Origin of the sequence: Vibrio splendidus (genome assembly GCF_003345295.1) — a bacterium.
Classification (GTDB): Bacteria; Pseudomonadota; Gammaproteobacteria; order Enterobacterales; family Vibrionaceae; genus Vibrio; species Vibrio splendidus_K.
In genome coordinates, this window is sequence record NZ_CP031055.1 from 742,797 (window position 1) to 763,638 (window position 20,842).

At 44.6% G+C, this 20,842-nt stretch carries 18 protein-coding genes; 8 read left to right on the forward strand and 10 right to left on the reverse strand.

Annotated features, from left to right (window positions below; all coding sequences use genetic code 11):
* Positions 1-61 precede the first annotated feature (61 nt).
* Together DUN60_RS03320 and DUN60_RS03325 are read right to left on the reverse strand one after the other, a co-directional pair.
* Complete coding sequence (locus DUN60_RS03320; protein ID WP_017073533.1) at positions 62-652, reverse strand: hypothetical protein; 591 nt, start codon at positions 650-652, stop codon at positions 62-64.
* 366 nt (positions 653-1,018) lie between these two features.
* Positions 1,019-1,789, reverse strand: coding sequence for a DUF481 domain-containing protein (locus DUN60_RS03325; RefSeq protein WP_114633162.1), 771 nt, complete (start codon positions 1,787-1,789; stop codon positions 1,019-1,021).
* Between the two features lie 137 nt (positions 1,790-1,926).
* Here DUN60_RS03325 and DUN60_RS03330 point away from each other — a divergent pair, with 137 nt between their 5' ends.
* Complete coding sequence (locus DUN60_RS03330) at positions 1,927-2,316, forward strand: DUF4345 domain-containing protein (RefSeq protein WP_016785701.1); 390 nt, start codon at positions 1,927-1,929, stop codon at positions 2,314-2,316.
* 9 nt (positions 2,317-2,325) lie between these two features.
* Positions 2,326-3,828 carry an arylsulfatase gene (locus DUN60_RS03335; protein WP_016785700.1) on the forward strand — a complete coding sequence of 501 codons (1,503 nt, stop codon included), beginning with the start codon at positions 2,326-2,328 and terminating at the stop codon, positions 3,826-3,828.
* A gap of 136 nt (positions 3,829-3,964) precedes the next feature.
* Here DUN60_RS03335 and DUN60_RS03340 read toward each other — a convergent pair whose 3' ends face one another.
* From DUN60_RS03340 to DUN60_RS03355, 4 genes are all read right to left on the reverse strand, one after another.
* Positions 3,965-4,996 carry a LacI family DNA-binding transcriptional regulator gene (locus DUN60_RS03340; protein ID WP_114633163.1) on the reverse strand — a complete coding sequence of 344 codons (1,032 nt, stop codon included), beginning with the start codon at positions 4,994-4,996 and terminating at the stop codon, positions 3,965-3,967.
* 198 nt (positions 4,997-5,194) lie between these two features.
* Positions 5,195-6,271, reverse strand: coding sequence for a porin (locus tag DUN60_RS03345; protein WP_114633164.1), 1,077 nt, complete (start codon positions 6,269-6,271; stop codon positions 5,195-5,197).
* A gap of 317 nt (positions 6,272-6,588) precedes the next feature.
* The gene (locus tag DUN60_RS03350) at positions 6,589-7,605 is read right to left on the reverse strand and encodes a nuclear transport factor 2 family protein (RefSeq protein WP_004736372.1); all 1,017 of its coding nucleotides are present in this window, start codon (positions 7,603-7,605) and stop codon (positions 6,589-6,591) included.
* A 127-nt stretch (positions 7,606-7,732) separates the two neighbouring features.
* Complete coding sequence (locus tag DUN60_RS03355) at positions 7,733-9,028, reverse strand: MFS transporter (RefSeq protein WP_016768520.1); 1,296 nt, start codon at positions 9,026-9,028, stop codon at positions 7,733-7,735.
* A gap of 348 nt (positions 9,029-9,376) precedes the next feature.
* Here DUN60_RS03355 and DUN60_RS03360 point away from each other — a divergent pair, with 348 nt between their 5' ends.
* Complete coding sequence (locus DUN60_RS03360) at positions 9,377-10,918, forward strand: sodium:solute symporter family transporter (RefSeq protein WP_114633165.1); 1,542 nt, start codon at positions 9,377-9,379, stop codon at positions 10,916-10,918.
* A 43-nt stretch (positions 10,919-10,961) separates the two neighbouring features.
* On the forward strand, positions 10,962-12,332 hold the full coding sequence (locus tag DUN60_RS03365; protein ID WP_114633166.1) for an L-serine ammonia-lyase: 1,371 nt from the start codon (positions 10,962-10,964) through the stop codon (positions 12,330-12,332).
* Positions 12,333-12,453: 121 nt separating this feature from the next.
* Here the strand turns inward: DUN60_RS03365 and DUN60_RS03370 are convergent, their stop codons facing one another.
* On the reverse strand, positions 12,454-12,939 hold the full coding sequence (locus DUN60_RS03370) for an Lrp/AsnC family transcriptional regulator (protein WP_017073523.1): 486 nt from the start codon (positions 12,937-12,939) through the stop codon (positions 12,454-12,456).
* A gap of 122 nt (positions 12,940-13,061) precedes the next feature.
* Between DUN60_RS03370 and DUN60_RS03375 the strand changes: the two genes are divergently transcribed.
* Entirely contained in the window at positions 13,062-13,661 is a 600-nt protein-coding gene (locus tag DUN60_RS03375; protein ID WP_054546734.1) for a LysE family translocator, read from the forward strand.
* Between the two features lie 141 nt (positions 13,662-13,802).
* On the opposite strand, the gene ahpF is transcribed toward DUN60_RS03375, so the two are convergent.
* Together ahpF and ahpC are read right to left on the reverse strand one after the other, a co-directional pair.
* Positions 13,803-15,395, reverse strand: coding sequence for an alkyl hydroperoxide reductase subunit F (gene ahpF / locus DUN60_RS03380; protein ID WP_114633167.1), 1,593 nt, complete (start codon positions 15,393-15,395; stop codon positions 13,803-13,805).
* A gap of 227 nt (positions 15,396-15,622) precedes the next feature.
* Positions 15,623-16,180, reverse strand: a complete 558-nt coding sequence (gene ahpC, locus DUN60_RS03385; RefSeq protein ID WP_017073520.1) for an alkyl hydroperoxide reductase subunit C — start codon at positions 16,178-16,180, stop codon at positions 15,623-15,625.
* 481 nt (positions 16,181-16,661) lie between these two features.
* On the opposite strand from ahpC, the gene DUN60_RS03390 reads away from it, so the two are divergent.
* A complete protein-coding gene (locus DUN60_RS03390; protein WP_029224848.1) occupies positions 16,662-17,153 on the forward strand; it encodes a VOC family protein in 492 nt (163 codons plus the stop codon).
* 307 nt (positions 17,154-17,460) lie between these two features.
* Positions 17,461-18,837 (forward strand): uracil-xanthine permease family protein, encoded by a 1,377-nt coding sequence (locus DUN60_RS03395; protein ID WP_114633168.1) that lies wholly within the window; start codon positions 17,461-17,463, stop codon positions 18,835-18,837.
* Positions 18,838-18,956: 119 nt separating this feature from the next.
* Here the strand turns inward: DUN60_RS03395 and DUN60_RS03400 are convergent, their stop codons facing one another.
* Positions 18,957-19,853 (reverse strand): LysR family transcriptional regulator, encoded by an 897-nt coding sequence (locus DUN60_RS03400; protein ID WP_114633169.1) that lies wholly within the window; start codon positions 19,851-19,853, stop codon positions 18,957-18,959.
* Between the two features lie 219 nt (positions 19,854-20,072).
* Between DUN60_RS03400 and DUN60_RS03405 the strand changes: the two genes are divergently transcribed.
* Entirely contained in the window at positions 20,073-20,783 is a 711-nt protein-coding gene (locus tag DUN60_RS03405) for an SDR family oxidoreductase (protein WP_114633170.1), read from the forward strand.
* Positions 20,784-20,842: the final 59 nt, after the last annotated feature.

A 20,842-nucleotide genomic window follows, 5' to 3' on the forward strand; every position in this document is an offset into this window, starting at 1 on the left:
AATGATGGCTTTTAATTCATTGCCCTAAATGGTTTTTATTCAGGGTAATGAATATGTTGGCTTAAAAGGTAAAGCCGGCTTGTACACCCCAAACTGAGTCCTTGGTATACCAACTGCTTTCACTGCCGATCTCATATCCATCAAACCCTACACGAGTCAACAGCTTGGAGTTGCCAAACAATGGTTTTGATGACTTGTACTCTGCGCCGATACCGTAAGTTAAGCCAAAATTACCATGAGAACCTTTATGAACTTCATTTCCTTTGCTAGAGCTATACGCCAACTTTGTATCTGAGTGTGAATAGAAAGCACCAAACTTGCCCAAAATAGCAAAATTTTCACTAAAACTGTGTTTGTACACAGGCGTCAATGAGAGCGTTAAGGTGTCGAACTCTTGCTTTCGTTGTACTGTCTCGTTGTTGCTGTAATCAACGTAACTGTCTTTGTCATCGACGCTGATAATCAACAATGTTGATTCTACATACCAGTTACTTTGTGCGATCTGGCTGCCCAGTGTGAACTGACCACCGACATCACCACTATCCATACCAACACCGCCCAAAACATACATTTCATTTGCTGCAATCGCTGAAGTTGACGTAATGCCCGTAACTGATGCAATCGTAAGCGCCGCTAAGACTAATTTTTTCATTTTACTCTCTAAGGTTCGTAAATTTCGGGAGAGGATTCTAGCGATATTTTCAAAATAAAAAACACTGTTCGAATGAGTGGAGAGGCGATTAAATAAAGATTAAATATATCAATAATGAGGAGGGTAGGTTTGAAGGCTCGGATTATATTTTTTTAGGTATGATAGGGAGTGTTGAACCTCAATTTAATTATTGATTTTTAGCATTTTTATTGGCTTTCGGATTATTTGTACCTCAATGAAAAAGCCCTAGCGGTGAATCTTCGCTAGAGCTTCATTTAGATTGAATTAGAGAGCAATTTAATAGAGATTAAATACTAGGGATGACTAGTCTTTCCGCTTGTGCGTAAGGGTAAAGTAACCAGTGGCTTAAAAGTGAGCAGCCCAGCCAACCAGGAAGCCTTGTGAAGCGGTATCGTATTCAAAGGTACCTTTGTTTTCGTAATCAACCCAGGTCGATTTGTAGGCGACATTTAAGTCAGACCAATTGTTTATCTGGTATCGCACGCCAGTTAATAGAGATGAGGTAAAGTCGGTGTCACTGCCAAGCCCTGCATCAATAGTTGCGTGAAACTTCCAATCCTTATTGATCTGCGTTATCCATCTCACACCTATTTGGTAGTCAACCCAATCTTCATCGAGTGATCGGTCTGCACTTAGATTACCACCTGAACCGTAAAGCTTGGCATCAATGTCGTTATCCCACCAACGAAGCCCAAACAGATAATCAATCGTGCCAAAATCGTACTGGTAGCGCTTAAAACCCTTCACATCTAAAACACCTTGTCGGATATCAAGGTTGCCCCTCAATACCTCTAGGTTGCTACCTAACACTGAGTTTGTTTTTCCGCTTAGCTTCATGAAGCTATAGTCAATGTAATAGCCCCACTGATTGTCATAGATACCCTCTAAACGCACCATTGCGGTCATATCAAGGTGATCCATGATGAATGCAGGATCAACATCGACATCTGCAGACAAATTACCAATGGTGCTGTCTCCGCGGATGTTGAGTGCGAGCGCGTAAATTTCGAAGCTATGTTGCCACTTTTTTGTATCCGCTTGTGCGCTTGCTTCCTGAGCATTTACGGTTGAACTCGCAGCCAACACTGATGCGATTAGATAATGCCATTTAGCCATATTGATATCCTTATCTGGTTTGAAGAGTGCACACTATAAATGTATGTATTAATTAGCCATTTTCTATATATGCAACTTGTATATTGCTGATTGTAGACTATGTTTTTTAAAAAGAGCCAAATTTAAAGAGTGGGAATATGAAGCTACAAAGTGTTTTCTTGTTGGTAGCGGTTTTAGGCTTAACGCCTATTGCGTTGTCTTACGGCTACGCCCCCGCTATTTCTATGGATTATCTTTTCGGAATTGATGCTAGTTCTATCAACGTGACTCATATTTTTCGAGCCGTGATGGGGCTGTATTTGGCACTGGCTCTGTTTTGGGTTAGTGGCGCATTGATAAAAAAGTATCGACTGCCAGCGCTTTATAGCTTGGTGGTCTTCATGTTGGGTTTGGCTGCAGGCCGAGTCGTTAGCTTAGTCTTAGATGGCATGCCGCACTGGCTGCTTTTTGTCTATCTAATTTTGGAGCTTGGCTTTGGTTTGGTCGGAATAAAAATGATTCACAAAGAACAATCTGAAACAATATAAGGACATTATATGAAAGGGATTTTTCACCTTCTTACCTTGAGCGTGTTGAGTAGCTTTTCGCTATCGGCATGGTCGGCACAAGAACAACCTAACATCTTCGTCATTTTCACCGATGATATTGGCATCTCAAACCTGAGCGCTTATCACAATGGCGTGATGAGTAGCGAAACACCAAACATCGATAGTATTGCTGAGAAGGGAATGCTTCTGACAGACTACTATGCGCAGCCATCTTGTACCGCGGGTCGTTCTGCTTTCTTAACCGGGCAATTACCAGTTAGAACCGGAATGCACTCTGTTGGGTTACCTGGCGGTCCCGTTGGTTTAAGTGCGGATACGCCAACGCTTCCTGAGATGCTCAAAACGATGGGGTATGTGACTGGGCAATTTGGTAAAAACCACCTTGGTGATAGAGATGAATTTTTACCGACAATGCACGGTTTTGATGAGTATTGGGGTTGGTTGTATCACTTGAATGCGATGGAATATACCGAAGATCCAGATTGGCCAAAAGATGGATCGTTAGATGCCTTTGCACCTCGTAATGTTATTTACGCAAAATCAGATGGCAAAGGTGGCCAAACGATCGAAGACGATGGTGCATTGTCGATTGAGCGTATGCGTACACTCGACGATGAAGTAAATAAGCATGCTATCAACTTCATTGAACGAGCCGTAGAAGCGGATAAACCATTCTTTACTTGGTACTGCCCATCTCGTGGCCATGTATGGACGCACCTTTCTCCTGAATATGAAGCGATGCTTGGCCAAAACGGTTGGGGGCTGCAAGAAGTGGTCATGAAAGACCTTGATGACCACGTTGGGGAAATGATGGCGAAAATGGAAGAGTTAGGAATTGCCGATAACACCATTATCATTTTCACTGCAGACAACGGCCCTGAGATCATGACTTGGCCTGATGGCGGCATGACGCCTTTCCATGGTGAAAAAGGTACGACTTGGGAAGGTGGCGTAAGAGCGCCTGCACTGGTGAGTTGGCCGGGTAAAATCCCTGCGGGTAGCGTAGGCAATGGCATCTTTGATGGTATGGACTGGTTACCAACTCTGGTTGCTGCGGCTGGTGGTCCAACGGATCTAAAAGAGAAAATGCTGAAAGGTCATGATGGCTTTAAAGCGCACCTTGATGGTTACAACCAAGTTGATATGTTGACTGAAAAAGGCGAATCAAACCGTAAAGAGATTTACTACTACGAACGAGACAAGCTGCAAGCGGTTCGTATTGGTGATTGGAAGGCGCACTTTGTGGTCCAAAACCATGGCTGGAGTGGTCCGAAAGAGGAGTTAAACGCACCGTTACTCTTTAACTTACGTCGTGACCCATATGAGCGAGCGGCAGAAGAGTCGGGCATGTACTTGAAGTGGATGGGGCAGAAAATGTGGGCATTTGGTCCTGCACAAGCTGCTGTTCAACAACATCTAGCAACTTTCCAAGAGTGGCCCCCAGTGACACCAGATTTACCAGCTGAGAAAACAGGTGGTGTGGGTAACTAATACGCACTTGTCTCAAGTAGTTGGGACAGTAAAGGCTGAGTAGAAATACAAAATCCTGTTGGAGACTCTAATCGTCGCCAACGGGATTTTTCTTTTCCGTATTCACGCTACTATTTTGTTTCTACTTTGAACGAGTTTACTTAATCTTCAGCGTGGTATTGCGCTCTATAAATTGAACAGGAACCATTAATTTTACTAAGCTGGTGTCTTGTTCTTGAATTTGGTTAACCACAATTTTCACTGATTCACGCGCAAGGCGTCTAAAATCCTGCTTGAAGGTGGACAGTTGGTAGTTGAGCCATTGAGTCTGCGGGATATCATCAAAACCAATCACTTGCAGGTCTTCTGGGATACGAAGCCCAAACTCTAAACGAGCTACATCCATTACCGCCATCGCAAGGTTATCTGTCGCACAAAACACCGCTTGCGGATGCGTTGCTTCGTTGAACATGTCGCGGATGATCTCTAACGAATCAAGGTAGTCGTAATCAGCTTCAATAACTCGAGCCTGTTTGCCTGTTAAGTCTTCAAATTCTGTGCAGAAACCGACTTGGCGCTCGCCATTAGTAAACGTTGGCACATTACCCGTCACATAAGTCGCAGTCTTGATACCAAGTTTATGAAAGTGTTGCGCTGCAAATTGCCCTGCCGCGTAGTTATCACTCACAACATGGCTACTCTTCGTCCCTTCAACAACACGCGCGAACTGAACGATAGGGATGTCAAACTCTTCACACTCTTCATAAAGTGACTTATTGAATGTCGCAGAAGCAGCAATCACACCATCAACACGATATTGGAAAATATTCGGAATCGAGTGGATGTCGTTACCGTCGACTTGCCAAGGGATAAGCACAGCAGAATAGCCCTGTTTTTGTAACTCAGTAGAGATGAGTTGCAGGGTTTTCATGTGAATTGGGTAATCAGCATCAGGGAAGACCAAACCAATCAACTTAGATTCATTTGTCGTTAGGCTACGAGCAAAGGCATTCGGGCGATAGTTGAGTGCTTTTGCGGCTTCGAATACTTTTTGTTTGGTCTTTTCAGATACCGAACTGCCCGGAACAAATACACGAGAAACGGTAGATTGAGAAACGCCAGCCAGCTTAGCGACATCTTTTGAAGTAACGGTTGGTTTTGACGCCGTGGAGTGTTTGGGAGAGCTCATAGAAGATACTTTTGAACTAAATTGACAGTGCACAGAGTACCATGATTAGGTACGTATTCAAAAATACAATATGCCGTGATGGGATGAAAAATAAGGGTTAATAGAGAACGTTGGATATTATTCTGGGTATGACCCAAAAAAACTCTGCATTAAGAGCAGAGCTTTGTTTAGCGAATTTATGACTCGATTAACTGGGTGTTAGAAGTAGTAACGGATACCTGCAGCGAATTGGTCATCGCTGTTTTCGTAATGGTTACCTACGGACTTGTCGTTGCCATTATCGAATTGGTATTCAGTCCATACTAAGAACTTGTTCTTCTTAAAGTGGTATTCAAGGCCAGGGATAATCAACTGACGATCGTAGCCATTAGCGTTGTCGTCTGTGTCCGTTAAGTAGTTAACGTTAAAGGTTGGACGCAGACCATTTTCAAAGTGGTAGTAAGTGAAGAATTCAGCACCACGGTGGTCGTAAAATTCGGCTTTGCTGGTGGTTTCCCAATTTGAGCCTTGGCTGTAAGTGAAACCAACGAATAGGCCATTATTGGTATAGTTGACACCCAATAAACCGATACGTTGTGTGTCGCCATCTTTGATGTTTTTAACGCCAGCATCGACATCATCGAATTCATTCTGATGGTAAGCCAAACCAATCGTTAGGCCGTCCATAACCGTGTATAGGGTTGATGCGCCCATACCGTTTTTCAGTGTTGCGGTTAAACCGTCAGCAAGGCCAACATCTTCACGCGTTGTTTGGTAAGTGAAGCCGTACTTCCAGTTATCGCTGATGTTGTTGCGGTAAGTAATCGAGTTTTCCGCGCGGCCTGTACCAGAAGCAATACCCCAGTCAGAAAGGTTGTAGTAACCAGAACCACGTGAACCAAACACACGACCCATATCGGTAAACCAAGCTACATCGTAGAAGGTAGACCACTGTTTAGTACCCGCAGCGATCTTGCCGTATTTGTCGTGCTCTATACCTGCGTATAGAAGTCGGTCGTAAATATTGTCGCCGTTAGCACCCGAGTTGTAACCCCATTCGGCATGGCCAAAGCCAGTCCAATCGTTGTCTAACCCCATTTGACCTTTAAGGCCGAAACGAGAACTACCGCTGTTCCATTCGCCATTATGATCGCCACCTTTATCTTGGTAACGAACGTCAAAACGGCCATCTAGAGTGAGGCTATCGCCTGCGTCATTGGTAAAAGTATGTGCAGCAAAAGCAGAACCCGACGTAAGCGCCGTCAGGATCACTGCTGAAAGAATCGACTTTTTCATTGTTATTCTCTTTATTCGAGCCGTAGAAAGCCGCCGTGCTTTCAAGCTCGTTATATTAGTAATGGTTTGGCAGGGTGTACCCCATCCATGAGGCACTAATTGGATCAATTATTGGTGGAGCAATTAATTGATTGAAGCATTGATTGGTAGAGCACTTGCTAGGAGCAAGAAGGATCTTCTAGCAAGTCATAGCAACCCAAATTAGATGTCGACTTGGGTTGCTATTGTTTGGTTTCTATCTTTTGGCTTTTATCGCTAGGATTAAGGCGTTTTTATTAAAGCACCTGTATTAAAGCACCTGTATTAAAGCATTAGGATTACAGCGTTGGGTTCATGATAGATGAAGTGCGTTCGAACACGTCTAGACCTTGCTGCTGTAGCCAGTAAGGAAGGTCAATAAGAACCCAGTTTTCAGACAGCTTGTCACCGTCACGGTAGTAAACGTCAACCACTTGCATGTTTGCGCGTACTTCGCCGCCAGTCATACCTAGGAAGCCACCTGTAGGGGTGTTTGATAGGTTTGGCCAACCGAAGAAACAAGAGAAGTTACCTTCAGCGAAACGACAAACGTGGCCGTTGAATTTCTTGTCTTTCAGGTTGTTACGGAAAGGAAGTTGGTGCTGTTGTTGGTAACGAGGAATCGTGTAAGACGCGCCGATACCACAAGGGCCGTACCAAATCATGTCTTTTGACCAGCTCTTCGCTAGCACTTCTGGTGGGCAACCCATTGCGCCACTGTCGTTAAGTGCAGAAAGGTCATCTACCATCTTGTTCACTAGAGCTAGTGTCGCAACGCCTTCTTCTGGAGCCGCGTCTTCAAACAACAGGCCATCGTGGTTACGTGGACCAGGGTAAACGAAGTGCTTACCTGTTGATGGTGGAAGTGGGTAGCAGCCCGCTTGGTCCATCATGCCTAGTAGATCTAGGAACAGGCCAGTTTTTGTGATTTTGCCGTCAACAACACAGTTAAATTCTGCATAGCGAACGTTCATGATCTTGCCAGTAGGGCGCATGCCTAGGTATTCAGCGTCGAATAGACCCATGAAGTGACCCATGCTCATTACCCAAATTTCATCTGGGTTAACTTCGTTGTTACCGCCGATGAAGATATCTTGACGACGCTGCATGCGTGTCATTGATTTCATCATTGGCGCCCAGAATACGTCAGCCGCTGCTTGTGCGCCTTCTTGCTCACGGAATGGGTAAACACCACGCCACAAGTAATCTTCAGAAGTGTGTGCTTTTAAAACTTCAGCCACGTTCTCGTGAGTAGCGTTTTCGATAGCGTCAAAGTAATCGCGAACAATGCGTTTAGCTTCTTGATATTTAGACATAGTAAATTCTCTTTTTTGTTGTCGAGCCAACATTCGGAACAGGACTCGATTTGGATTTTGTTACCGGCTGACTTCTCAGCCGGATTGATGTTTATTTCGTGTCTTTAGAGGTTTCAACTAAAGGGGATTAAGCTTTTGCTGTTTCCGCTTTTTTGCTCTTGTCGAAAATGCCGCCTTTCAATGTTTCTGGTAGAGATAGCCACAGTAGACCAGCCAGAATCCATACGATTGGTGACCCCCACATTGCTGTTGCTAGGTCTGAACGCTCTTGGATGAATACCAACACCATTGGGGCCCACATGCCGATGATACGACCACCGTGGAACAGCGCTGCACCGAAGCTACGTAAGTGAGCAGGGAACAATTCAGAGAAGTAACCACCCCATACCGCAGAAGCAGACAAACCGAAGTTGTAGATAAGGCCTAGGATAGCCAGCATGTTTAGGCTGCCGATCATCACGTCGCTTGGTGCCACGAAGAATACTGAAGCCATTACACCCGCAAGGATGAAACCAAACGCGTTCACTTTACGACCGTATTTGTCAGCGATTGCACCCCATACCCAAGCACCGAATAGCGAACCGAATGCAGAGATAGAGAAGATGATGCCGATAGTCGCACCGTCGAATTGACGCACGTCTTTTAGGTACGTTGTCACGAAGCCAGAGAAGAATTGGTAGCCGTAGAAGTTAAGACCAGCCAGCAATAAACAAGTAATCGTTAGCTTGCGGTAAGGCGCGCTTAGCATTTCACCCCAAGAACCTTTCTTCGCTGGTGCGTTAGACGCTTCAGCTGCGGCTTGCTCTTCTTCACCGTAGGCGATCACTTTCTTGTCGCTAGGTAGGATGAAGATCATCAATGCAGCAGCAACCAGAGGAGGAATACCACCTACCCACATTAGGCTTTGCCAAGGTGCATCGATGCTAGAAATGAATGCTGCATACGCACCCATTGCCATTAGAGCAACTGAGAACATAGAAGAAGCGAATGCCGTTAACTTACCGCGAACGCTTGGTGTGAATAGGCCAATCATCAGGCTTACTGCTACTGTGAAGTAGCCACCCAAAGAAATACCGATGATGAAACGCATTGCTGCCCACATCGCGTAATCAGTAAACATCATGTTGATGATGGTTGCGCCACCGTTTAGTGCAGTGATGACAATAAGAGTCGATTTCTTACCAAAGTTTGATGCCACCCATGCACAGCTTAGAGCACCAATCAGTGCGCCAACCGACTGCCATGTATAGAACTGAGCGGTATCCGCTAAGTTAATACCATCATACGCATCAACGATGTATGGGCGTACGTAGTCAATAATTACAAAGTTATAACAATAGAAAAAATAGCCAACTAGAATTGCAAGATAAGCAGCTACCCTTTGAATCATAGGAACTTCGCTCATGTGTTTTTTAGTAGTCATGACCGATAAACCTTTATTTTTTATAGGGTGTTTTTAGTTTCGATTATTGTGTGGCGGTTATTGAATATCACCACACCATCTTCATTTCGGGAGAGATAATAGAATTTTTGTGGTTATTAGATCCGTGATCAAAGTCAATTTTAAAATGAGTGCGTACCCATTTTGTGCATTTTAGTGATCTTGATCTCATTAGATCGTTGTTTTGGGACTTTTTGAGCATTTAGAGTGTTTAATCATCTATCTTAGTGACAATACTCACACTTACTGTGGGTTTTTGAGGGAAAATATCGATTTTTGAGTACTATTGGCGGCGAATGAATTGCGAAATATAATAAACGGAATCTAAAAATGGTTACGTACTCAAGTTTTGTAGTTATTGCTTTATATGTACTAACTACTTTATTTATCAGTTACTTAGTTAATAAGCGTTATAGCGTTGGTGGCGATTTTTCAACGGGCGGAAAACAATTTGGTTGGTTTACGGCAGGTGTGTCGATTCTTGCAACCTACATCAGCGCGATGACGTTTGTGGGCATGCCGGGTTGGGTTTATAGCTCAGGCATGGAAGCAATGAGCGTCCATTTGAATTACCCAATAGTGATCTTTTTCGCTGTGGTTTTCTTTGTCCCTGTGTTTTACAAACTCGGCCTGACTTCGATTTATGAATACCTAGAGCACCGCTTTGGTGTTGTTGCTCGCACGATCAACTCAATCGTGTTTATTGTGGTTCAGTGTATTTCGGCTGGGGTAATTTTGTATGCAGTTGCACTGATCTTGGTGCAAGTGTTGCCGGTGAGTATCTCCGAGGCGATCATCTACATCAGCTTATTTACGGCTTTGTATACCTATGCGGGCGGTATTTCGACCGTCATATGGACAGACATGCTGCAGTCGGCGGTGCTGATCATTGGCAGCATTGCGATCTTTACCTTATTGCTGATCAAGATTGATGCGGGCGAGGTGTTGTCTCCTGAACATCTGAATATCATCAATCTCGATTTCGACTTGGGAGTTGATACTACATTGTGGGCGGGTGTGGTTGCCGTGAGTTTCTTACATCTGAGTGTGTATGGCACTAACCAATTGATTATTCAAAGAACATTGGCAACAAAAAACGTTGAAACGGCACAGAAATCGATGCTGCTTTGTGGTTACGGCGCCTTCTTTATCTACCTGTTTTTCTCGGTAATGGGCGTTCTTCTGAGTGTCTTTTATCAAGACCAAAGCTTTGAAAACAGCAATGAAGTGATTCTCGATTTTGTATTCAATCATACCAACCCAATCATTGTTGGACTGGTGATTTCAGCTCTGTCGGCAGCGGCAATGTCGACCTTGGATTCAACCTATAACTCAATGGCAACGGTCGCTACGTTCGATTTCTACAAGCGATTTTTCCGTAAAAAAGCCTCTGATGCACACTATGAATCGGTGGCAAGAAAAATGAGCCTTGTCGCGGCGGCTTCGGTTGTTGTGCCCGCTTTATTGGCCGTTTCAAATGAATCAGTGCTCAAGACTATCGCTAGCCTGACTTCCATTTTTGTCGGTATTCGTCTTGGCTCTTTCATCTTGGGTTTGTTCTTTAAACGAGCTAACGAGAGCGGCGTAATTGCGGGCAGTATTGGCAGTGTGGTTGTGGTGTTCATTGCAAAATACTATGGCATATCTTGGCCTTGGTTCGCCTTAATCGGCACTGTGGTTTTCTTAGTGCTAGGTGTTGTCGTTAGCCATTTCTATGGGCAAGTAACTGAACAACAAAACGAATTTATCGCCAAGCAAAAACACTTGTTTGCAAAACCTACGGCGAGTCATTACGGCTTGCTAGTGTTCGCTGTCGTCACGATTGCGGCTTGTACTGTTATTCCTGATTGGCTTTATGCCGCTCTTTCTTAATGAGTAAATCTTCTCAACTGGCTAATTTTTAACAGGTAAATGTATGCTGTCCATTTTTGATATCTATAAAATTGGTGTTGGGCCATCAAGCTCACACACTAACGGCCCAATGATTGCGGGTTTCCATTTCACTCAATTAGTCGCGGATAAAATCACGGAAGTGGTTCGTGTTCAAGTCGATCTTTATGGTTCGTTATCGTTAACCGGAATAGGGCACCATACCGACAGAGCAACCATCTTGGGTTTGCTTGGCAATAAGCCAGACACGATTAAGATCACCAGCGCTAATGAAGCGATGCGTCTTGCTATCGATAGTGGTGAAATGCAGTTGAATGGCCATCACACCATTGGCTTCAATTATCAAACCGACATGCTATTCCACGAAGATAATCTGCCTTTGCATGAGAACGGTATGATGATTACCGCGCTTGACCAAAGTGGAAATGTGATTGTTGATGAAACCTATTACTCCATTGGTGGTGGCTTTATAGCAACCGCGGATGAACTACAGAATGGCACTAAAACTCAAGTAGTAGAAGTCCCTTTCCCATTCAAAAATGCCGATGAAATGCTGAGAAAAGCAGAAGACAGCGGCATGAGCTTGGGTGGCATGATTCTGAAAAATGAAGCGGCTTTCCAAGGCGATGATGTTATTTCAGAAAAGGCCGATCAAATCTGGCGAGTAATGACTCGCTGCATGGAACGCGGATTTGAAACCGAAGGCATTCTTGATGGCGGTTTGAACGTGACACGTCGTGCACCGAACCTGCTGAAAAAGCTGGAAGCAAATGCGGCCGTTGAAAACGACCCAATGGAAATCATGGACTGGATTAACTTGTTTGCTTTTGCGGTGAGTGAGGAAAATGCAGCCGGCGGCCAAGTGGTGACATCACCTACTAATGGTGCAGCGGGCGTTATCCCTGCGGTGTTGATGTATTACCATCGCTTCATTAAAGAACTCGACACCAAGCAACTGAAAGACTTTTTGGCTGTATCGGGTGCGATTGGTATTTTGTACAAAACCAATGCTTCAATTTCTGGCGCGGAAGTAGGGTGCCAAGGTGAAGTGGGTGTGTCATCTTCTATGGCGGCAGCGGGTTTAACAGCGTTACGTGGTGGCAGCAATGAGCAGATCTGCATTGCGGCCGAAATCGCGATGGAGCATTCGCTCGGTATGACGTGTGATCCGATTGGTGGCTTGGTACAAGTGCCATGTATTGAACGAAATGCGATGGGTTCCATGAAGGCGATTAATGCCTCACGAATGGCACTCAAACGTAACAGCAAGAGCCTGATCTCATTAGATAAAGTGATCGCCACCATGTATCAGACGGGTAAAGACATGAATAAGAAGTATCGTGAAACGTCATTAGGCGGTTTGGCGCTGATTCATTTAGCTCACCCTTGTGAATAGAAAGCGTAAATAAACGATATCCGTTTCAAAATAACAAAGCCCGGCGCATCTAGATTTTAGATACCTTAGATAGCTGGGCTTTTGTTTTCCGCTTAAAAAAAGGGTCGTATGGCGAAGTGAACTAGTCTCCAAGAGGAAGCAGATAGCTGTTTTTCAACTCTTTAACTGAGATATTAGACTGAATCGCACTCACGCCTTTTACTCGCCTGATCGAGCTAATACGCTCAAAGTACTCTTCCAAATCTTTAGCTAACACTTGCACCATGTAGTCGGCACCGCCTGCAATACAGTGACACATCGGAATCCAATCGGTTACAGCAACAAATTCTTCGAACGGTTCGGTATTTTCAACTTCATGGTTGCCCAACGTAACTAAAGTAAAGCCTGCTACGTGCAAACCTAACTTCTTGCGGTTGAGTTTGGCGGCATAACCATCGATATAGCCGGTCTCTTCCATGCGTTTCCAACGACGCCAACATGGGGTTTCGCTGAGGTTAACCTTTTCAGCAAGCTTACTGTTGCTCATGCGTCCGTCTTGTTGGATATGTTCTAAGATGGCGATATCAGTGTCATCTAACACTTCTTTGGTGGATTCTTTCTGTTTCATGGCTTTTTTAGAAAAGTCTTGCTCAAATTTGCATTAATATTAGCCTATATAGCAATTTAATTCCTAGTCGAATCTGTAAACTCTCTCCGTATAAATACTTTACTTATTAGGAGTGAGAGGAAATGAGCTCTCAGTTAATGCTGGCGTTCTTGCTGTTTTCAATATCTATCGCAATTACACCTGGGGCAGGCAATATCGCATTACTTGGGATTTCAAGTCGTTATGGGTTTGCTGCGACTTTACCTTTTATCTCTGGGAACGCTGTTGGTATCATCATCGTACTGGCGGGTTCCAGTGTCGGTTTGGTGAGCCTATTCACCCTTTATCCAGAGCTATACAACATTTTGAAATACGCGGGCGCAGCTTATTTGCTGTTTATGGCGTGGTCGATTGCTAATATGCAAATCGAAGAAAGCACTGTCGACAATCGCTCGGGCTTTATGTCTGGCGTATTGGTGCAGGTGTTAAACCCTAAAGGTTGGATTGCGTCATTAACTGTATTCTCACAGTTCATCACTCCAAACGCAGACTACCTGATTCAAGTAGTGACCATTATCGCGGGTATGGTTATTACCGGTGTGCCGTGCATGTTGGTGTGGGCGTATTGCGGCACCATGCTTAAGAAGTTACTGCAATCACCAAAACAGATGATGTTTGTGAACCGTTGCTTGGGCGGAAGTTTAGCGATGGTGGTTGCCTTTATGCTTTATCAACCAGCATAAAGCCTCTCTACAAATAAAAAAACCACTCCTAAATCCATAGGAGTGGTGTCTAAAAATCGACTAAGTGGTTAACAATAATTAGTAAGTTACTAATAACTCGCAAGTTAACAAGAACGTTTTAAGGAATGTTTGCTTAAAAGATTAAGCGGTTTCAGCCTCTTTAACTGGAGCTGAGTTACGGATTAAGTGGTCAAATGCACCTAAGCTTGCTTTTGCACCTTCACCCATCGCAATGATGATCTGTTTGTAAGGTACTGTCGTTACGTCACCCGCTGCGAACACACCTTTCATTGATGTAGCGCCATGAGCGTTGATTTCAATTTCACCGCGTGGTGAAAGCTCAACTTTCGAACCCTTCAACCATTCACTGTTTGGCATCAGGCCGATTTGAACAAAGATGCCGGCAATGTCGACTTGCTTCAGCTCATCGGTGTTACGATCTTTATATTCCAAAGCTGTTACACGGTTGCCATCACCAATCACTCGCGTTGTTTGCGCCATCTTGATGATTTCGATGTTTGGTGTTGCGTTCGCTTTGTCGATCAGCACTTGGTCTGCACGCAGTGTGTCTGCAAATTCAAGTACGGTTACGTGTTCAACGATACCCGCTAAATCAATCGCCGCTTCGATGCCTGAGTTACCGCCACCAATAACCGCTGTTTTCTTACCTTTGAACAGTGGGCCGTCACAGTGTGGGCAGTAAGCAACGCCTTTGTTGCGGTACTCTTGCTCACCCGGAACATTCATTTCACGCCAGCGTGCACCGGTGCTGGTGATTACCGTGCGAGATCGTAGTGTTGCGCCGCTCTCTAGTTCAACGTGGATGTAGCCGTCTTCTGTGTCTTCGGCTGCGATGATGTTCGCAGCGCGCTGCTCGGTTATTACCTCAACGCCGTACTCTTTTACGTGTTCTTCTAGGCTAGCCACTAGCTTAGGACCCGTTGTCGCTTTCACTGAGATAAAGTTCTCAATCGCCATGGTATCCATCACTTGGCCACCGAATCGGTCAGCAACCACACCTGTGCGAATGCCTTTACGTGCTGCATAAATTGCTGCTGAAGAACCCGCAGGGCCACCACCGACAACCAATACATCAAACGGAGCTTGCTCGTTTAGGTTTGCTGCTTTCTTTTCTGCTGCGCCTGAATCGACTTTGTTAAGGATTTCAGCCAGTGACATGCGGCCTTGACCAAACAACTCACCGTTAATGAATACGCTTGGTACTGCCATGATGTCGCGAGATTTCACTTCCTCTTGGAACGCTGCGCCATCTATCATGGTTGTCTTAATCAGCGGGTTAATCGCCGACATCATGTTGAATGCTTGAACTACTTCTGGACAGTTTTGGCATGAGAGCGAGATAAAGATCTCTACATTAAGCTCTTGACCTAGTTCTTTAATTTGCTCAATTACGTCAGCTTCAAGCTTGATAGGGTGACCACCACTGTGAAGCAGTGCCAGTACCAATGATGTGAATTCGTGACCCATTGGCAAGCCAGCGAAACCGATCGCAGTGCCTTTCTCTTGGTTCACGACCTGCATGATAGGGCTTCGAGTGCTTGCGCTATCATCTCGAGTCACTTCAATTTTGTCGGTGAGAGAGGCGATATCGTTCGCCAGATCTTGAAGTTTGTTCGCGGTGTCGCTGCTATCAAGACTCAGCACTAACTGAACATTGGTTTTTAGGTTTTCTAGGTATGCTTTTAGCTGCTGCTTCATTGCTTGATCTAACATAATCGTGCCTGCTCTTAAATTCGGTGTCTTGGTATTGACCAATACCTTCTTGCTGAAAAAGGAAAATAAAAAGTGGGCGCAAGTCGGCAAATATTGTGATGTTGATGGTTTGAAAGGGTGGCGCGCAACTGCCCTTTAGGAGGGAGGCCGAAGCGCGCCTGTAGAACCGTTTAACTGTTCTGCTTTATTTGTTCTTTCTTGGCTATTTTTGTTTAGCTAGGCTTAGATTAAATCTTGCCTACTAGGTCTAGAGATGGCGCTAAAGTTTCTTCACCTTCTTTCCATTTAGCTGGGCAAACTTCACCTGGGTGAGCGGCGACGTATTGTGCTGCTTTAACCTTGCGTAGTAAGTCTTCAGCGTCACGGCCAATACCTTCAGCAGTGATTTCCATTGCTTGGATAACGCCTTCAGGGTCGATTAGGAAAGTAGCACGGTCTGCAAGGCCCTGACCTTCACGCATAACGTTGAAGTTGTTTGTGATGTTGCCTGTTTGGTCGCCTACCATGAAGTATTCGATAGTGCCGATTTTGTCAGAAGTATCGTGCCATGCTTTGTGAGAGAAGTGCGTGTCAGTTGATACTGAGAAAACTTCTACGCCGCGAGATTGAAGCTCTGCGTATTTGTCTTGTAGGTCAACCAGCTCAGTTGGACATACAAACGTGAAGTCTGCTGGGTAGAAGAAGAATACAGCCCACTTGCCTTTAACGTCTTGCTCAGTGATTTCTACGAACTCGCCGCTTTTGAATGCTGTTGCGTTGAATGGTTTGATTTCTGTGTTGATCATGATTCGACTCTCTTTCTAATTTGTAGTGTTTAACGCTATCCCGCGTCGATGGAGATATATTGCATTCGCACCGGAAATTAGTGAAATCGGACATTTCTATAGATTCAATAGGCAAATCCTATCTTTGAAAGAACAAGGCTATCGATAAAAGCTATCAACAAGAATTATCAACAGAACTTATCAACAAAAACTATCAAAGTGGGCAGGGCTCTATTTGGGTAGCTATGCTCTTTAGGTTGTTATCTATTTAGGCTTATCTCTATTCGCGCAAACATCTATTCACGTAAATATCTATGTAGGCATGGCTTCTTTAAGTGAGAGGAGGTTTCATGCTAATCGGTAAATAACGAAATATTATCATTAATATAATTTATGATAATTTCAGTTAATCACGGTCTCTCCCTATACTCTCTTCATCGAAACGAAACATCGAAGCCAGTCTTCGAAACGCACAGAATTAAAAACGAATTTGGAGCAAGTTATGAAAATGAACCACGTAGGCCTAATGGTTGGCGATATGGACAAAGCAGTTGAGTTTTACACGAAAGCTTTAGGTCTAAGAATCGTAATGAACAACACTAAAGTGATGGAAGAGCGCGAATCAGCAATCGGCCGTATGTGTATTGCAGTATTTGGCGAAGGCTTCAAAGGCTTCAACATTGCACACTTAGTAACATCTGATGGCATCGGTGTTGAGCTGTTCGAAATGAAAGAGCGCCAAGAGCGTCACGACGTTGATTTCTCTCGCCTAGGCATCTTCCACTTCTGTCTGCAGCTTCCAAAAGAGCAGTTTCATTCAGCGATTAAGCGCGTTGAAGAGTATGGCGGTAAGGTTCGTATGGACATCATGCGTTACCACCCAGAAGACGAACTAAAACAAGCACAAATGGTTTACCTAGAAGACCCGTTTGGCAACCTATTCGAATTTTACTCGCACACATACGAAGATACGTACGCGACTGATTACGAGTAATAGGCGCTAACTACCTGTCATAAGGTAGAAAAACCGAAACACCCCCTAAAGAGGATTGGTAGAGATACCAGTCCTTTTTTTGTGTCTGCGGTATTTGGTTAGAGGTTACGGATAAACCAGAGTAAGTGAGTGCTTTGTATGTTCTCGGTTGCACTAAAACAACCCGACAGTGTTGCTCTATAGTGCAGCATTGGTTTGAGCGAAAGCTTAACTAATTGATAAGTATAATGTTGAACCATTGGCATATATGTTGCTCTATTGCCTTTATGTAAATTGTATACAATAAAAAATACATAAAGGAAGTCACATGGAACAGAACAGTGAATTGATCTACGGATTAGACGATCGACCATCAGTCAAAGCAGCCAGCTACGCAGCGCTGCAGCATGTATTAGCCAGCTTTGTTGGCATTATCACACCCACGCTCATTATTGGCGGTGTCTTAGGATTAGGTGAACACATCCCTTATTTGATCAGCATGGCATTGATGGTGTCTGGGGTCGGCACCTTCATCCAAGCTAGAAAAATAGGGCCAGTCGGCGCAGGGATGATCTGTGTCCAAGGAACCAGTTTTGCGTTCTTAGGTTCAGTACTAGGCGCGGGTTTTCTGGTGAAAGCGAATGGAGGCGGGCCGGATGAAATGCTCGCCACCATTTTCGGTGTCTGCTTCTTTGGTGCATTTGTCGAAATCGTCCTATCGCGCTTTATCGAAAAACTCAAAGTAGTGATCACGCCCGTTGTGACCGGCATCGTTATCACGACGATTGGTGTCTCTTTGATTAAAGTTGGCGTCACTGATATCGCGGGTGGTGTTGGTGCAGAAGATTTTGGATCAGGAAGCAACCTGATGCTGGGTGCGATTGTGCTCGGAACCATAGTGGCACTTAACCTTAGCAACAACACCATGGTAAGGCTGTCGTCGATTTTAGTCGGTCTGGTTGTCGGGTGGGGCGTTGCTATTCTGATGGGCAAAGCGCCAATGGTTTCTTTTGCATCACAACCGCTATTGAGTATTCCTGTTCCGTTTAAATATGGTTTCGCTTTTGATTGGCAAGCCTTCCTGCCGATTGCTTTTATCTACTTGATTACCGTTATCGAAACAACCGGTGACCTTACCGCTAACAGCATGTTTTCAGGCCAACCAGTTAAGGGGCCAAAATATATCAATCGACTCAAGGCGGGCGTGCTAGGTGACGGTGTGAACTCGCTTATCGCCGCGGTATTCAATACTTTTCCAAACACGACTTTTAGCCAGAACAATGGTGTGATCCATTTTACGGGGGTTGCGAGTCGCTATATTGGCTACTTCATCGCGGCAATTCTTTTTCTATTAGGTCTATTTCCCATCTTAGGCGCGGTATTAATGACGATTCCAAAGCCAGTATTAGGCGGGGCGACATTGGTGATGTTCGGTACGGTTGCCGCTGCGGGCATCAAGATTATTGCTAGTGAGAAGCTGGATCGCCGCAGAATCATGACGATTGCTATCTCATTAGGTTTAGGATTGGGGGTCATGCTGGTACCGGATTTATTGAAAGAAGCACCCAAGCTAGTGCAAAGCATATTTGGCTCACCAGTAACGATGTCGGGTGTTGCTGCTTTGGTTATTACTGGGTTGATGTCTCTGGTACCTGAAAACAAAACTAAGCCTGTGGCAAGTTCGGTACAAACCAGTAAAGCATGATTATTTTTAGAACCTAGAACGACTTGGCGATGCTAGAGCGTCGCTAAGTCGTTAAATAACGGTGTCTTGTGTTCCCTCATCAAGAGATACACACCACTTCTATACCCCAGATATTGAAACTAAACAGCCGTTCCGAAATGTACCGTAAGGAAATCCAAAAAGACTCGAACCTTGCTTGGCACCAGCTGGCGATTTTGATAAATCGCGTATGTGCTTGTTTCATAGTTACACGGGCTAAAAGTAAACTCGGGAAGTAATTGCACCAATTTCCCCGTATTAAGTTCTTGTTCAATCGCCCATTGTGGGAGCAGGGCAATACCACCACCGTTCAGTATCAATTGCTTTTGCCCGTTCACAGAATCGACTTCCATGTAATAAGAGAGGTCGATCTTTTGCGGTTTGCTATCCAATACAATCCAATCGTGCCACCCCTTGTAGCCATAAACCAAGCAGTCGTGTTTTGCTAAATCTTCAACATGTTGAGGGGCTTTGTTTCTTCTCAAATAGTCAGGGCTGGCGCAAAGAACAAAGTTGTTTTGGACGAGCTTCTTAGCGATCAAATTAGAATCCGGTAGTCGGCCACTGCGAATCGCGATATCCACATTTTCTTCGATCAGATCGACCACTCTTTCAGTGATTTCAATTTCAATATCGACCTCGGGAAAGGCAGCCCTAAAGGTAGGAACAAGGGGCAAGATTTTGCTTTCTCCAAACGCAACGGTCGTGCTTATTTTGAGGCTCCCTCTCGGCGAGTGATGCAATGCGCTGACGACTCGTTTCGCTTCATCAAACTCGCCCGTAATTCGCTTGGAATATTGATAGAACAATTGACCTGCTTCAGTGACCCCTACGTTGCGTGTCGAGCGCTCTAACAGCCGTACATTGAGTTCTTCTTCCAGTGCAGAGAGCTGCCTTGAAATAGAAGAAGGCTGAATATCAAATATCCGACTGGCTTTGGAGATACTGCCTTGTTCAACCACGCAGTTGAAATAGGCAAGACGATTGAAAAGGCTCATGTGCATTACTCATTAAACGATGGTTTCGATTCTTCCAAAGCGGAGCTTTCTGATAAAGGCGGCTCATGCTTGAAGTGGAAGTGATATTGATGCTTTTATTGTTCCTAAATATTAGCTTAATTGCTTTTAAAGCAAAACTGAATTGCTTCCCAGCAGATTCAAACCTCTGGTTGTTGTCTCTATGATTCCCCACATCATCACTAACAACGAGCAATAACCATGAATACAATTAGAACAGCCACTATTGCAGCCTGCTTTTCGGTAACAGCCCAACACCTGATTGAAAAGCTCATTACGAGCGGAACCCGAGTCGTGGCCTTTGGGCGCATCGGTGATGAAGCAAGAGCAAAAAGCCTAGAAGAAAAATACTCGGGTCATCTAACCGTGTTACTGGGAGATCTTACTGATGAAAAGCAAAGCCAAGAACTTGCTGCCAAGGCATCTGAAATCTTAGGTCATATAGATGCTCACTTTCATTGTTCTGGCATTTATACCTGGAGCCATTGGACTGACGTGGAAGTGAGTAAAATGTCTGACTTGTGGAATGCGAACTTTATGACGGCGTTTGTCTTCGGAAGAGAAATATTCAAATTAATGGAATCGCAGGGAGGTGGTTCACTGATGTTTGTTTCTGCCCGTGATACCGCGCGGAATATACCCGCAGGGTTTGGCCCTTACATGGCGTCTAAAATGGCATTAAACGCGTTGGTAGAGAGCCTCGCGGCAGAGGGATCTTCATCCAATGTTCAAGTGAATGCGGTATTGCCGACCATTGTTGATACTGAAGTGAATCGACAAGCACTTCCTGAGGCTGACCACTCTACATGGGTAGATCCAGCCGATTTGGCAGAGTTAATGATTGAGCTGACTCAACCGAGTAAAACCTATCTAAGTGGCTCGCTAATAACCGTCAACAACAAGATGCATTAACAGTAGGCTAATAGATTAATAGTAATAGGTTTGGATGGCGTTGTGCTATCTGCAACAAA

What these genes read in the sequence shown, in the direction of transcription:
- DUN60_RS03335 (WP_016785700.1), top strand. Translation starts at nt 2,326, where the DNA reads ATGAAAGGGATTTTTCACCTTCTTACCTTGAGCGTGTTGAGTAGCTTT.
- DUN60_RS03360 (WP_114633165.1), top strand. Translation starts at nt 9,377, where the DNA reads ATGGTTACGTACTCAAGTTTTGTAGTTATTGCTTTATATGTACTAACT.
- DUN60_RS03340 (WP_114633163.1), bottom strand. Translation starts at nt 4,996, where the DNA reads ATGAGCTCTCCCAAACACTCCACGGCGTCAAAACCAACCGTTACTTCA.
- DUN60_RS03320 (WP_017073533.1), bottom strand. Translation starts at nt 652, where the DNA reads ATGAAAAAATTAGTCTTAGCGGCGCTTACGATTGCATCAGTTACGGGC.
- DUN60_RS03395 (WP_114633168.1), top strand. Translation starts at nt 17,461, where the DNA reads ATGGAACAGAACAGTGAATTGATCTACGGATTAGACGATCGACCATCA.
- ahpC (WP_017073520.1), bottom strand. Translation starts at nt 16,180, where the DNA reads ATGATCAACACAGAAATCAAACCATTCAACGCAACAGCATTCAAAAGC.
- DUN60_RS03345 (WP_114633164.1), bottom strand. Translation starts at nt 6,271, where the DNA reads ATGAAAAAGTCGATTCTTTCAGCAGTGATCCTGACGGCGCTTACGTCG.
- DUN60_RS03365 (WP_114633166.1), top strand. Translation starts at nt 10,962, where the DNA reads ATGCTGTCCATTTTTGATATCTATAAAATTGGTGTTGGGCCATCAAGC.
- DUN60_RS03355 (WP_016768520.1), bottom strand. Translation starts at nt 9,028, where the DNA reads ATGACTACTAAAAAACACATGAGCGAAGTTCCTATGATTCAAAGGGTA.
- DUN60_RS03370 (WP_017073523.1), bottom strand. Translation starts at nt 12,939, where the DNA reads ATGAAACAGAAAGAATCCACCAAAGAAGTGTTAGATGACACTGATATC.
- DUN60_RS03390 (WP_029224848.1), top strand. Translation starts at nt 16,662, where the DNA reads ATGAAAATGAACCACGTAGGCCTAATGGTTGGCGATATGGACAAAGCA.
- DUN60_RS03330 (WP_016785701.1), top strand. Translation starts at nt 1,927, where the DNA reads ATGAAGCTACAAAGTGTTTTCTTGTTGGTAGCGGTTTTAGGCTTAACG.
- DUN60_RS03325 (WP_114633162.1), bottom strand. Translation starts at nt 1,789, where the DNA reads ATGGCTAAATGGCATTATCTAATCGCATCAGTGTTGGCTGCGAGTTCA.
- DUN60_RS03375 (WP_054546734.1), top strand. Translation starts at nt 13,062, where the DNA reads ATGAGCTCTCAGTTAATGCTGGCGTTCTTGCTGTTTTCAATATCTATC.
- DUN60_RS03400 (WP_114633169.1), bottom strand. Translation starts at nt 19,853, where the DNA reads ATGAGCCTTTTCAATCGTCTTGCCTATTTCAACTGCGTGGTTGAACAA.
- DUN60_RS03350 (WP_004736372.1), bottom strand. Translation starts at nt 7,605, where the DNA reads ATGTCTAAATATCAAGAAGCTAAACGCATTGTTCGCGATTACTTTGAC.
- ahpF (WP_114633167.1), bottom strand. Translation starts at nt 15,395, where the DNA reads ATGTTAGATCAAGCAATGAAGCAGCAGCTAAAAGCATACCTAGAAAAC.
- DUN60_RS03405 (WP_114633170.1), top strand. Translation starts at nt 20,073, where the DNA reads ATGAATACAATTAGAACAGCCACTATTGCAGCCTGCTTTTCGGTAACA.